The organism is Spirochaetota bacterium, from assembly GCA_038043445.1.
Lineage (GTDB): Bacteria > Spirochaetota > Brachyspiria > Brachyspirales > JACRPF01 > JBBTBY01.
In genome coordinates this window covers 1-13,610 of the sequence record JBBTBY010000138.1, presented here as the reverse complement: position 1 = coordinate 13,610, position 13,610 = coordinate 1, and the positions used below count along the sequence as shown (strand labels likewise).

The window sequence follows — 13,610 nt, the reverse complement described above, 5'->3', positions numbered from 1 at the left end:
ATCCGGGTGCGCGATATTGTTTTCCGCCGTTCGCGGCAGCAGCGGCCTCGAAAACCACCTCTTTCCATTCAGTGCTGATGGGAAATATCATCTCGTTGGGTTTTGCCATCGCGCTGTACGGTGCAACGGAAAGTATCATCACGAGCTTTGCCTTCGTCTCCTCCGTGCCCTTCACCAGAAAGGATATCCGTATCTTCTCACCGCCGGCGAGTTCCTTTTTCGCTGCACACCAAAGCTGAATATCACTGTCATTCTTCCTGTCCGACGGGGACATTATCACCGCCTGAAGAACTCCCTTTCCGGCCGAATGCTCCGCGTCGGCGACTACCGAGAACGCCGCCTTCGCGTTCTTCGAACTTACAAAATTCTGGACCGCTTCCGACAAGGCGCCGGTGAATTTAAATTCGGACACCGTCCCCCCGAACAGGGACGATGCGGTGAACACCGCAAGAATGACGCTTCGTTTCATAGAACCCTCCACGCGCTGTATTGCCCCCTCGATACCGGGGTGCAGATTCAATCATCACTATATCAGATGGGGGCACTTGTGACTTGTCAAATATTAAGATATATACGGACGCGATTAATCGCTCCGCCGCCATTCTCAGTGCCTCTTGCGCTCAGCGGGATTCTGTGATACGTTCATCGCTCAAAATCATCGAGGTCATTGCCGTGCTTGAAAAGCTCGCCGCCGTTGAACGGCGCTATAATGAGATAATCGCTGTGCTTTCCGATGCAGCCACCGCCGAGGACTCGCGAAAAGTGCAGGCTTTGATGAAGGAAAAATCCGAGCTTGAGGACATCGTCATACAGTACCGCGCCATAAAAAGCGTGGACGCGGAGATAGCAGGCGCCGGATCCGTGCTTGCCGGAGAAAACGATGCCGAGCTCAAGAACATGGCCGAGGAAGAGCTCATCGCCCTCAGGTCGCGCCGGACAAAACTGTTCGAGGAAGTGCAATTCCTCCTTATCCCGAAGGACAAGAACGACGGGAAGAACATCATCGTTGAGATACGCGGCGGCACCGGCGGCGAGGAATCGGCGCTCTTTGCGGCCGATCTCTTCCGCATGTACGCACGCTACGCCGAACGCAAAGGGTTCACGGTCGAGGTCATCGACCGCAATGTCACCGAGATCGGCGGGCTCAAGGAGATCGTGTTCTCCGTGACCGGCAAGGACGTCTACAAGCATCTCAAATTCGAGAGCGGAACGCATCGCGTACAGCGCGTGCCGAAGACCGAGGCGCAGGGGCGCATACACACGTCTGCCGCCACGGTCGCCGTGCTCGCCGAAGCGGAAGAGACCGATATCGTCGTCCGTACCGAGGACCTTCGCATCGATGTCATGCGTTCGGGCGGCGCCGGCGGCCAGCACGTGAACAAGACGGAGTCCGCGGTGCGCATGACGCATATTCCCACGGGCATCGTCGTGCTCTGTCAGGACCAGAAAAGCCAGATCAAGAACCGCGCACGGGCGATGGCAGTGATGCGGGCGAAACTTTTCGAGAAGGAAGAGAGCGAACGCAAGGCGAAGGAAGCATCGGACCGCAAGTCGCAGGTCGGCAGCGGCGACCGCTCGGAGAAGATCCGCACCTACAATTTCCCGCAGAACCGCGTGACCGATCACCGCATCGATTTTACCGCACATAATCTCGACATAATGCTCGACGGTGCGCTCGACGATCTCATCGATGCGCTCCTTGCCGACGAACGCGCACGCCTCCTCGCCGAATACGGCACGTCGCGTTAGCGCACGCAACCGTTATACGCGTTTCTTCATGACGACGGCGCTCTTCCCCGCACCGTAATAATCCTTCCTCTTCGCTATTTCCGCGAAGCCGCATCGCCCGTAGAATTCCCGCGCAGTCGTATTATCGTCCGCCACTTCAAGGAAGAATGCATCCACTCCGCGCGATGCCGCCTCACGCATGAACGCATCGATAAGCCCCTTGCCGACACCGGTACGCCGATCATCCGCGCGCACCGCGATATCGAATATCTCCGATTCCGGCGGCATGAACCGTGCACTCAGATAGCCGACGATCTTTGCCCCAGCCGTCGCGATGAGTAATAGATGATCAGGGTCATTCATCGAAGCGACGATGTTCTCGCGCGAAACATGTATCTCGGGAACAGCACCGACGAACTCGATCACCGCATCGGCATCTTCGGCGCGTATCGGTCGGAATGATGGGAATGGGAAGGAGTTTTCCTTCGCCGTCATCGCCTCCTCCCGTTGCGGCTGCGCCGCCTGGTATCAGTGAGCGCACAGCAAGTGCGCGAACATGCGCTTTACAGACGCACGCTGTACCCGCAAGTATAACACCCGCCGAATTCCTGTCAATTTCATTGTTTATACGTGGCCGTGAACGGCCACTACACCTGCAAGTAAGAACGCGCTTCACCGTAAACGGTTCGCGCTTTCGTTCACACAAACATTCTCCCATACAATACTATTCCCCGTAAGCCGATGGCCTTCAGGGCTGCGCTCAGTAAGCTCATTTTCACAGCGTGAGTGTTTTTTCGGAATACTGGAATTACAGGTCGGCTGACATGAAACGACCCTGAGTACACGCCTCGCGCCACAGGGGATCGTTCATCGCCCTTGCGTACGATCCCCCACCACAGTATACTTACATCAGTCCGCAAGGAGCCCGATATGCTGCCCTATATCATGACCGCTTTCGAGAACGCATCACCCTTGGAATGGGATTCCGATGAGACATCGGTAACGCTCAAACCGCTCTACGATCATGAGCGCGGCACGGGCAACAGACAGCTCACGCATTGGCATGTGAAGCTCTGCGCGAAAACGGGCACCGTGCTCACCCTCTTCATCCCTCCTGCAGAGAACATCTACGGCGGCAAACGCGTGAACGCATTCGTACCGCGCATCGCAAGTGTCTACTCCGCCGACGGAAAGACATGGACACCGTTCATATTCGAACGCGATACGGACGGTTCTCTCGCAGCGCGCATCACCATGCCTGCCGATGAAGTGTTCATCGCACGAGCAGTACCCTATACGACGGCACATCTCTCCTCGCTCGTGAGCCGCATTCAAAGCGACAAACGCGTATCGATACAAAGCATCGGGCAAAGCGTCGAAGGGCGAGATATCCCCATGATCACGCTCAGGGGCGGCACGAAAAGCATACTCGTCCGCGGACGGGCGCATCCGTGGGAAAGCGGCGGCAGCCACTTCATCGACGGTATCATCGAAGAAGCGCTCAGGTCCCCCGACGTGCTCGCTTCCGCGACCGTTCACATACTGCCGATGGCCGGCATCGACGGTGTCGTCCGCGGCACGACGCGCTTCAATGGCAATGGTCTCGATCTCAATCGCGGTTTCGGGAAAGAACACCGTTTCGCGGATGGAGCGCCGGAAAATCTTGCGCTGATGCGCTGGATCGAAGAGCGTGCACGCGCGAACGAACTCCCGGTGTTCGCCATGGATCTCCACGATGATGATTACGGCAACATCCATGTCGGCGAGACCGGAAAGGATGCCGCGTTCGACGCACGCATGAAGACGCTCGATGCGCTCATGCGAAAATACACCTACTATACTGAAGGACTCGCGACCGGTATAAGCAACGGAACGTTCGGCGCGGGACTGAAAGCGATGTTCGGTTTCGATGCGGTCATCTATGAGCTCAACACGAACTGGCTTCCCGCGGTGAACGCAGTACCGCTCGATACCACCTGGCGGGAATTCGGTGCGCGTTTCGCCGCCATGCTCCCCGAGCTTATGAGAGAGGCATATCGATAGCAGATCGCAGAGCGTACGCGATCAAAAACGATATCACTTGCGGAACCGCTGGAAAAGCCCGGCTATCTTCTTTCGAAATGCCCATATCACGAACCCGATGCCGAAAAGCAGGGCCAACAGCGGCAAATACGCGATAATGCCGTAGAGGATGAAGAAGAAACCGTTCACGATCCCGGTGAATGCATTGCGATAATCCGGTATCTGTATACGTTCGGGATTTTCCGGTCCTGATAGCGATATCGTTACCTTCGCCCAAGCGACGGCATCCTCGACCTTCCACTGCTCATGGTCCGCGGCATCGAGCGCATCTTCGCTGCGGGAAAGCGATGCCTCACGCGAATCCCATGCGGTGTTCGTCAGCGGCACCTGCATGGATGCGATATTCCTGCGCTGCATACGAATGGTCTCGCGGCGCGACTTGCGTGCGGAAAGCGCCATCGTCTCGGTATGATCGACGGTCTCTATGGATTCGGATATGAGCGCGCCCACGGCGTCAAGATCGACAAGTACATCGTAGAGCCGTGCGGCATACACCGCTATCTCAGCGTTCATCGACTCTGCATCCTCGCCGCTCGCGTTCTCGCTCTTCACATAGCCGTACTTGCTTATGATGCCGATGAGCGTCTTGCGCGATACGGCGAACGTTTTCGTCCGATAAGAAAGATGCGCCGTGTATTCAAGATAGCGTCCGTCGGCCTTTGCGTTCGGTGTGTAGAAGAACGATATACCCTCTTTCCTTCCGGCGGCATCCTTGCTTTTCCCCTTGTCATCCCTGGATAGTTCGCTTTTTTTCGAGCTGACAATGTCGGAATCATCCGCCTTCTGCTCTTCGGCGTTCACCGACGGTGCGGATGACTTATCCATTGCTGCACCCAGGGGCTCACTTCGAGAACAGCCGAAAACGGTGATGAGGAAGATGGCCGAGAATGACACGATGACATGCTTCATACTACACTCCCCGCGGATCACCCGATGCATACGCATGCGGATGCGTCCGACATAATTATTATACTCCCGTGAACGAAAACCACAACAGACCGGTAGACCCCAAATCCTCACATAAGGATAAAGAGAAACCACGGAGATCACGGAGAAAATGCCGAGAAAGAACGGAAGGGCAGCTGAACATTTTCACCCGAAAGATGATACCTGCTGCGCATTGTCCTCCATACGCTTCATTGCATTCTCATACATTCTCTGTGCCCTCCGTGGTTTTATTTTCTTACGTGATGATTCGGGTAGACGCCGCCAACATGCCTCGATCGCCATTGACGGTTCACGTTCACGGCACAATACTGTAACGTATGGCAGTACAGAAAGTAACAGACACCCCATTCGCGTGCGTTGACCTTTCATCGGGATGCCATATACTATCGACGATCGCCCGTTCATCCGCAAAGGAGCATCCCATGGCCGCAAGAACGATAGTACTCGTCGTCGCACCGAAGAATTTCCGCGATGAAGAATATTTCGAGCCGAAAAAGATATTCCTGGCCGCGGGGCACAAGGTGGTCACCGCCTCGTCGGGATTGAGCCCGGCGCAGGGCAAGCTCGGCGGCACCGCCGACATCGATCTTCTCTTCACGGAGATCGATGCGACCAAATTCGATATCGTCGTCTTCGTCGGCGGCCCCGGCGTCGTCGTGTACTGGGACGACTGGCGTGCGCAGGCGCTTGCGAAGCTTTTTATCGAGAACGGAAAACCGGTGGCGGCCATATGCTCGGCGCCGGTCATTCTTGCGAAAGCGGGCGTTCTCAACGGACGCCGTGCGACATGTTTCCCCGGCGATGCGGACAAATTGAAAGCGGCAGGCGCGATCGTCAGCGAAAAGAGCGTCGAGGTCGACGGAAGCATCATCACCGGCAACGGCCCCGAGGCATCAAAAGAGTTCGGCAAGGCCATCGTCGATTACCTGGCATCGCATTGAAGCGACCCATTATGCGCGCGAAGAAAAGCCACAGCTTCATACGCATCGTTTTTGACCGCTATCGCCGGAGCGTAAGCGGCATGTTCGCCCTTGTCATGGTGGCGGCATTCATACTCCTCGCCGTGTTCGCACCGATCATCGCCAATGACAGACCGATATTCCTCGCAGCTGATGGCAAACTGTATGTGCCCGCGCTCATCAAGCATCGCGACCTGTCGGGCGTGAACGATATCCGCACGTATGTGAAGGAGCATTCGGGGTTCGCGATCTTCCCTCCCCTGTCGATATCCCCGTACACCACCGATCTTTCGATGCGCCTCATGCCGCCGTCATTGAACCATCCCCTGGGCACCGACGAACTCGGGCGCGATGTGTTCGCCCGCATGATACACGGCATGACCGTATCGCTCTCGGTGGGCATCGTGGCGACGTTCCTTTCCATCGTCCTCGGCGTGTTCTTCGGCGCGCTCGCCGGCTATTTCGGCGGATGGGTCGATGCGGTCATCTCCCGCATGATAGAGGTGATCATCTGTTTCCCCCGTTTCTTCATCTTCCTCGCCATCATCGCCATGTTCAAGCCCGACATCATACTCGTCATGCTCGTGATAGGGTTCTTCGACTGGCCGGGGATAGCGCGCCTCGTCCGCGGCGAAGTGCTCGCGATAAAAAAAATGGAATATGTGGAGGCGGCACGCGTCATCGGTGCTGGCGATGCGTCCATCATCCTCAGGCACATACTCCCCAATGCGATAACCCCGGTGCTGGTAACGCTCGCCTTCGGCATAGCCGGCGCCATTCTCGCGGAAGCGAGCTTGAGCTTTCTCGGCATGGGCGTTCAGCCGCCGCTCGCAAGCTGGGGCCAGATAATGGAAAAAGCGCAGAACGATCTCTCGAACTGGTGGCTCTTCACCTTCCCCGGCATGGCCATATTCTACACGACAATAGCATTCACCATGATGGGCGAGGCGCTACGCAATGCGCTCGATGTGAAAAGCGATCTCTGAGCCCGCCCGTACGGCATCAGCCTCAAGAACCGGTGCACTTCTTACTTGGCAAGCGTACTTTTCATGCGTATGCCATTAGCAAAATATATCCCGGAGGGAGAATCGGGAAGGATATCGTACGTATAGCGAGCACGATACGGCACGAGCTCGGTTTTAATGATCCTTCTCCCCTCGAGCATGTCGCCGCAGGCATAGGTGCCGATGGCCCGGCCGGCCGCAGTCGGATGACCGGGTGATATCTCGAGCATGGTACCGTCATCCAGTTCCACGCGGCAGATACGATGGTCAACTGCCAATACCTTTGATACCGCGATTATCCGCGCCTCTTTTCCGTTATCACTGATAACAGTATCGCCGATGCAAAGCACATGTATTGCCGCAGGTCCAATGGGTGTTGTGATACGCGTGTCCGGCGAATTGCATTTATTGTACCGCTGCGGGTCGGTCAACGTCGCGCCTTCGGTGAGCCTGCCGCTTTGCCAGACATGCCACTTCCCCTTCACCTCTCCTTTCACGCCCCAATACACATATCCGCCATCCGGGGGGCATGGCCCGCTGAAACTCACCAGCGTCAAAAGGCTCGCATTCTTCATTCCATATTTTGCCGCGATAATTGCCACAACTTTATTCTGCAGCTCCTTTGATCTCACCATGACCCGGCCGGGTATCTTTTCCGGATATTGAAGCGCGCTGTCATCATATCCGGCCTCATTCGTTTCAACGAACGGGGTCGGTTTCGGGTTGTTCGTTTGAAGCGGCTTCGGGGGCGCGGCTGAAGGCTCAAAGCCGGACAGTATGAACGGCGATGAGCTGCCGACGAGATGGAATTTCCCTTTCTGCCCTTTCGTGAGCGTTCTGAATTGTATCAGAAAAGCCCGCTCTTTTACCGACACGACCACTTCGGTCATGGCCGGCGGCAGTTTTCCCGCAATGACCTGCTCAACAGCGACATGAAGAACGATCTCGACAAGGATGTCCGGCCTTCCCATCAATGGATTCGTACGACGATCCCATATCTCCTCCCGGGCAGTGATAGTCCCTGAAACGGCAAGATCGGGAGCGCCCACGGCATGCACCGCATCCGTCCGCGAATTGGTTTGGCCCGAAGCGATCAGCTGAAGGGCAGACAGCGACAGTACTATCCATCGGACGAAAAAGGCGGGGACAAAACTTCTTGCAACCTTCATTTCACAACTGTAACCCGGGCCAATGTCCCTGTCAAGTAGATCACCGCACGCAGGCGCCGGGGACCGAACTTTCTTGACATAATCGCCAATAGGAATATAGTGTATCCATCTTTTTTGCACCATGGATTGCTGACTATGGACTTGAAATTGACGGATGTTGCCCGTCTCTTGAACCTGAACACATCAGCGATACACCGATATATTCGCAGGAAAAGCATCCCTGCGTACCGCATCAACCATCAATACCGCTTCAACCGCGCGGAGATAGTGGAGTGGGCGCTCAATAACCGCATACCGATGAACACGGCGCTTACCGCGCTCACCGTCGGCACGATACCGGTCGACATCGCCGAGCTCACGCGCCGCGGCGGCGTCTATCACCACGTCGCGGGCACCACGCCGCGCGATGTCATCAATGCCGCGGTGGGAATGATGACGCTCCCGGCGGGCATAGACAAGGAGATGATAGCATCACAGCTTATCGAGCGCGAGGAGATACAGCCGACGGCCATCGGGAACGGCATTGCGCTCCCGCATCCGAAAAGCCCCGTGATGACCGATGCCGCGAGCGAACGCATCGCCTTCTTCATGCTGTCCGCCCCCGTCGATTTCAGGGCCGCCGACCGCGTTCCTGTCCATGTGCTTTGCGTCATATTGAGCGCGAACCAGAACCGCCATCTTGAAATGCTCTCGAAGACGGCGCACCTGTGCCTTGACAGCACATTCGCCGGCCTCCTGAAACGCGCATCATCGCCGGCCACCATACTCGAGTATATCGAGACCGCATCAAAAAAATGGAAAGCGGCATGATACACGTATCGATCGGCACAGGCATCATACTGCTCGGCGGTATCATATCGCTTCTGTGCGCCCCTCGTGCGCGAGGCGTCATCACCGCCATCGGGGTGGGCATCGGGAGCGTTCTCATCGGGTACGTATCAATACGCGTGCTCTGCCTTGGCATTCCCCCCACGGCAGCCGTATCGCTTCCCTTCCCCATAGGGAACGCCGTCTTTTCGCTCGATGCGCTCTCCGCGTTCTTCGCGCTTCTCATCGCCGTCGCCGGTACGCTCACATCGTTCTACGCGATCGGCTATACGAACGCATACGACGACCGGAGGGGACACTTTTTCTTCTTCGCGCTCCTCATCGCATCGATGTTCGCCGTCGTCACCTGCCGTCATGCGGTCGCCTTTCTCGTCTGCTGGGAACTCATGACGATAGCGAGCTTCTTCGCGATACTGTTCGACACCGAGAACGAGACCGTCCTCAAGGCGGCGGTCGAATATCTCATCGCAATGCATATCGGCGTTCTTTTTCTCATGAGCGCTTTCCTCCTTTCATGGAAGGCATGCGGATCGATGGATATGGCATCGTTCTCGGCGTGTTTTGCGGCGGGGGATCTCAAGAACATCGTCTTCATCCTCTTTTTTGCAGGCTTCGCCGTGAAAGCGGGGCTCATGCCGGTGCATACCTGGCTCCCGACCGCTCACAGCGCGGCACCATCGCATGTTTCCGCGCTCATGTCGGGCGTCATGATAAAGCTCGGCATCTACGGGATATTCCGAACACTGGCATCCGTGGGACTCCCCTCCGCGTGGGTATCGTGGGGGTTCATCGCCATTGCAGCCGTTACCGCGCTTGTCGGCATTGCCTATGCGCTCGCGCAAAGCGATATCAAACGCCTCCTTGCGTACAGCAGCGTCGAGAATATCGGCATTATCGGCATGGGCATGGCGCTCGGCATGCTGGGCATGACCTACGGCAATACGCCCATGGCCGCAGCTGGGTTCGCCGGCGCGCTCATACACACCATCAATCATTCATTCTTCAAAACGCTCCTCTTCTCCGCAGCCGGCGCCGTCTACGTGCGCACACATACGCGCGATATGGAACAACTCGGCGGTCTTGCGAAAATAATGCCGTTCACGGCCGTATGCTTCCTCGCAGGCTCGATCGCTATTTCGGGGCTGCCGCTCTTCAACGGCTTTATCGGGGAGTTCCTCATCTATCGCTCCATCATTCACGGCATACCGTCATCAGCCGGCACATCGCTCGTCTTCATCCTGCTCTTCGCATTGCTCGCCTTCGTCGGCGCCATGGCGATAATATGCTTCACCAAGGCGTTCAGCATCATGTTCCAGGGGCTGCCGCGCACGGATGCGGCGAAACACGCGAGCGAAGTCTCGCCGGTCATGCTCGTCCCGATGGGGCTCTTCTCGATACTCTGCATTATCATCGGCGTATTCCCTGAGCCGGTGCTCTCCGTCGTCAGCGCCCCGCTTACGCTCTATCTCGATGCGCGCGTGTTCATAAGCGGTGTGATACCGATATTCGGAACGATATCGCTTATGCTCGGCATATGTGCGGCGCTCATCGGCATACTCGCCGCCGTCCGCGTGATGCTCCTTCGCGGACGCACGGTTTCACGGACAAAAACGTGGGATTGCGGTTATACCGCCCCCACCCCCCGCATGCAATACACGGGTTCATCCTTCGTAGCGCCGTTCATTGCGATGACACGGATATTCTCCGGGATAACGACCTTCGTAAGGAAGCCCGAGGGCTTTTTTCCCGCACACGCCTCGTTCCGCACGAAACGCCGCGACATCCTTGACCGGCGCGCGATAAAACCGTTCACCGCGCTGGTGCGCCGTACGCTCGATCGTTTTTCCTGGATACAGAGCGGCAGCACGCAGCAGTACATACTGTTCGGTGTCATCTTCCTCTGCATCATGCTCGTCTGCGCGGTCGGTATACGATGGTAAAAGCGGCGCTCTATCTCTTTTTCATCGGCGTCATGCCGTTCATCGTCATCGGCGTCATCAATCGCGTGAAATCGATATGGTCCGGGCGCAAAGGCCCGCCGATACTGCAGCTGTTCCATGACACCGTGAAGCTCCTCCGCAAAGGCGAAGTGATAAGCACGGCTGCATCGTTCGTGTTCACGCTCGCGCCCCTCGTGAATCTGGCTGCAGTGCTCACCGCAGCGCTCCTCCTGCCGCTCGGTACCGCATCGATAATTTCCTTCAGCGGCGACATCGTGCTCTTCTGCTATCTCATGGGCCTCGGCCGCTTCTTCGCCATCATCGGCGCCATGGATGTCGGATCGAGCTTCGAGGGCATGGGCGCAAGCCGCGAAGCGACGTTCTCGGCCATCGCCGAGATAGGGTTCTTTGCCGTGCTCGGAACGCTCCTCCTCGCAACGGGGATGACATCGTTCTCTTCCATAACGACCACGCTCATACGCAACACGCCGGAAGGCATATTCTTCATCGGCATCATCTCCCTCGCGCTGTTCCTCCTCATGCTCATCGAGCTCTCGCGCATACCGGTGGACGATCCGAACACCCACCTTGAGCTCACGATGATACACGAAGTGATGCTGCTCGACAATGCGGGCGTCAATCTCGCAATCGCCCTCTATGCACGCTACGTGAAACTCGTGCTCCTCTGCGCCGTCATCGCCGCGCTTATCGTCCCGCCGCATCTTGTCGTGCACGTGTATGTCGCGGCGTTCACCGGCGTCATCCTCGCTGTCGGCATCGCGATCGGCCTCGTCGAATCGTTCATGGCACGGCTGCGCATGACGCATGTACCGCAGTTCATTTTCCTTGTCACCGCGCTCGCCGTGCTCGCCGGCATCATGCTCACGGTGTTCAGGGGCGCACAATGACAAGCGCCGTGCTCATCATGCTCTTCGCCATGACGCTCATCTATACGTCCGTGGTAAGCCGCATCGAAGCGTATATCAAGATGATATCCGCGCAGGGATTCCTGCTCTTCCTCATCGCGATCACCGACATCATAAGCGACGGACAATTACGCTCGACAGGCACGATGATAATCGCCGTCGAAACGCTCGGGCTCAAAACGCTGCTCATCCCCTGGTACATGATGCGCGTCATACGCGAGAACGAGATAACGCGCGAGGGCGAGCCGTATGTGCCGCATTTCGCATCGCTTATCGTCGTAACGCTCATCTGCGTCATCGGCATACTCCCGTTCGCGCTCATGGACGGACCGCCGCCGCTCTTCTTCGGCGCCGCGTTCGCCGCCGTCGGCACGGGGTTCTTCATCATCATCTCGAGGAAAAGCCTCATCTCGCATGTCAACGGCTATATCATCATCGAGAACGGCATCTTCCTCCTCTCGCTCGGCGTCGCCAAGGACATGCCGTTCATCGTAAGCATGGGCGTATCGCTCGATATCTTCCTCGGCATATTCCTCGCCGGCGTCTTCGTCAAACGCATCAAGGGGACATTCGATAAGGACCATATCGATTCGCTCACGGACCTGAAGGATTGACGATGATAGCTGTCATACTGATATTCCCTGTGATAGCAGCGGCCGTCGCGTTCGCGTTCAAACGGCAGACGCTCGATCGCGCTCTCATGCTGGCGTACGCGATCGTGCATGCGTCCGCGACCGTCCTTCTCATCCTCGATCCGTCGGGCATACCGTTCCTCTCGAACGAATGGACGCCCTATTTCCGCACCGATGCCCTCGGCATACTCTTCCTCGCCGTGCTCTCCGTCGTCTATCTGGGCACCGCACTCTACAGCATGGATTTCCTCTCCCATGCGAACGCCGGTAAATGGAACACCTATTATTCGATGTTCATCATGCTGTTCGTGGGCGCCATGAGCGCGAGCATACTTACCACGCATCTGGGCGTGTACTGGATATGCGTCGAAGCATCGACCTTGACGAGCGCCGCACTCGTCTATTTCTACCGCACGCGCACATCGCTCGAGGCGACTTGGAAATATCTTTTCATCTGTTCCATCGGCATTGCACTCGCATTCATCGGCATCATACTGCTCTCGGCGGCGAATCTCAGGACGAATTCGCTTTTCTTCAGCGACCTGTACGCCGACGCATCGTCCTTTCCGCGGCTCACGCTCTCGCTGTCATTCGCCTTTCTCGTCGTCGGATTCGGGACGAAGATGGGCCTTGCACCCATGCACAATTGGCTGCCGGACGCGCATGCAGAAGCCCCCGCACCCGTCTCCGCCCTCCTCTCGGCGACGCTGCTCAATACCGCGTTCATCGGCATTCTCCGCATGAAAAAACTTGCCGATCTCGCCCATCTCGAACGCTTTGCCTCGATGATGCTTTTCACGATGGGCTTCCTCTCGCTCTTTGTAAGCGCGGTCTTCATCATCCGGTCAAGGAATTTCAAGCGCATGCTCGCCTATTCATCGGTGGAGCACATGGGCATACTCGCCATAGCACTTGCCACCGGCGGCGGCGCCCTCATCGCGATGTTCCTCCATATCATAGGACACTCGCTCGCAAAGGCATCATACTTCCTCACAGCGGGCACGATATACGATACCTACGGCACGAAGAACATCAATGAAGTATCGGGCGTCGTAAAACGCTCGCCAGTGACCGGCTGGCTCTGGATACTGTCATTCGTCGCCGCCGCCGCCTTCCCTCCGTTCTCCACGTTCATCAGCGAATTCCTGATAATAAAAGAGCTCTTCTCCCGCCATATCGTCTTCACCCTGCTGTTCTTCGCACTGCTCACCGCGATACTGTTCGGCATTGCCTCGAAGACGCTCGCCATGGCGTTCGGGAAAAGCGATGAAAAGCCCGTGCGCACGCCCGTCGCCCGCTATGCACCGCAGATAGTCTTCCTGACCATTATCGCCGTGCTCGGGCTCTATCTCCCTCCGCCGCTCCATGACATGCTCGCCAATGCCGCTCAATGG

General features: G+C 57.0%; 13 protein-coding genes. 9 read left to right on the top strand and 4 right to left on the bottom strand.

The window, feature by feature from the left end:
• Nucleotides 1-469 (bottom strand): hypothetical protein (locus AABZ39_18255; GenBank protein ID MEK6796725.1); only part of this gene is annotated, 469 nt, incomplete at its 3' end.
• Nucleotides 470-672: 203 nt separating this feature from the next.
• Between AABZ39_18255 and prfA the strand changes: the two genes are divergently transcribed.
• Nucleotides 673-1,749 (top strand): peptide chain release factor 1, encoded by a 1,077-nt coding sequence (prfA, locus tag AABZ39_18250; GenBank protein MEK6796724.1) that lies wholly within the window; start codon nucleotides 673-675, stop codon nucleotides 1,747-1,749.
• A gap of 12 nt (nucleotides 1,750-1,761) precedes the next feature.
• Here prfA and rimI read toward each other — a convergent pair whose 3' ends face one another.
• Complete coding sequence (gene rimI / locus AABZ39_18245; protein MEK6796723.1) at nucleotides 1,762-2,223, bottom strand: ribosomal protein S18-alanine N-acetyltransferase; 462 nt, start codon at nucleotides 2,221-2,223, stop codon at nucleotides 1,762-1,764.
• Nucleotides 2,224-2,658: 435 nt separating this feature from the next.
• Here rimI and AABZ39_18240 point away from each other — a divergent pair, with 435 nt between their 5' ends.
• Entirely contained in the window at nucleotides 2,659-3,771 is a 1,113-nt protein-coding gene (locus AABZ39_18240) for a M14 family zinc carboxypeptidase (GenBank protein ID MEK6796722.1), read from the top strand.
• A gap of 33 nt (nucleotides 3,772-3,804) precedes the next feature.
• On the opposite strand, the gene AABZ39_18235 is transcribed toward AABZ39_18240, so the two are convergent.
• Complete coding sequence (locus AABZ39_18235) at nucleotides 3,805-4,719, bottom strand: DUF4349 domain-containing protein (protein MEK6796721.1); 915 nt, start codon at nucleotides 4,717-4,719, stop codon at nucleotides 3,805-3,807.
• Nucleotides 4,720-5,180: 461 nt separating this feature from the next.
• Between AABZ39_18235 and AABZ39_18230 the strand changes: the two genes are divergently transcribed.
• Both AABZ39_18230 and AABZ39_18225 read left to right on the top strand, forming a co-directional pair.
• Complete coding sequence (locus AABZ39_18230) at nucleotides 5,181-5,699, top strand: DJ-1/PfpI family protein (GenBank protein ID MEK6796720.1); 519 nt, start codon at nucleotides 5,181-5,183, stop codon at nucleotides 5,697-5,699.
• 11 nt (nucleotides 5,700-5,710) lie between these two features.
• Nucleotides 5,711-6,703 carry an ABC transporter permease gene (locus AABZ39_18225; GenBank protein ID MEK6796719.1) on the top strand — a complete coding sequence of 331 codons (993 nt, stop codon included), beginning with the start codon at nucleotides 5,711-5,713 and terminating at the stop codon, nucleotides 6,701-6,703.
• Nucleotides 6,704-6,744: 41 nt separating this feature from the next.
• Here AABZ39_18225 and AABZ39_18220 read toward each other — a convergent pair whose 3' ends face one another.
• Nucleotides 6,745-7,890: a hypothetical protein gene (locus AABZ39_18220; GenBank protein ID MEK6796718.1), complete on the bottom strand. Its 1,146-nt coding sequence runs from the start codon at nucleotides 7,888-7,890 to the stop codon at nucleotides 6,745-6,747.
• Nucleotides 7,891-8,025: 135 nt separating this feature from the next.
• Here AABZ39_18220 and AABZ39_18215 point away from each other — a divergent pair, with 135 nt between their 5' ends.
• The 5 genes from AABZ39_18215 to AABZ39_18195 all read left to right on the top strand — a co-directional run.
• The gene (locus tag AABZ39_18215; protein MEK6796717.1) at nucleotides 8,026-8,700 is read left to right on the top strand and encodes a PTS sugar transporter subunit IIA; all 675 of its coding nucleotides are present in this window, start codon (nucleotides 8,026-8,028) and stop codon (nucleotides 8,698-8,700) included.
• On the top strand, nucleotides 8,697-10,658 hold the full coding sequence (locus AABZ39_18210) for a proton-conducting transporter membrane subunit (protein MEK6796716.1): 1,962 nt from the start codon (nucleotides 8,697-8,699) through the stop codon (nucleotides 10,656-10,658). Before AABZ39_18215 ends, AABZ39_18210 begins: the two co-directional genes overlap by 4 nt.
• Nucleotides 10,652-11,566, top strand: a complete 915-nt coding sequence (locus AABZ39_18205; protein ID MEK6796715.1) for an NADH-quinone oxidoreductase subunit H — start codon at nucleotides 10,652-10,654, stop codon at nucleotides 11,564-11,566. The genes AABZ39_18210 and AABZ39_18205 overlap by 7 nt, the downstream gene beginning before the upstream one ends.
• Nucleotides 11,563-12,198 (top strand): hypothetical protein, encoded by a 636-nt coding sequence (locus AABZ39_18200; protein MEK6796714.1) that lies wholly within the window; start codon nucleotides 11,563-11,565, stop codon nucleotides 12,196-12,198. The genes AABZ39_18205 and AABZ39_18200 overlap by 4 nt, the downstream gene beginning before the upstream one ends.
• A 2-nt stretch (nucleotides 12,199-12,200) precedes the next feature.
• Nucleotides 12,201-13,610 (top strand): proton-conducting transporter membrane subunit (locus tag AABZ39_18195; GenBank protein ID MEK6796713.1); only part of this gene is annotated, 1,410 nt, incomplete at its 3' end.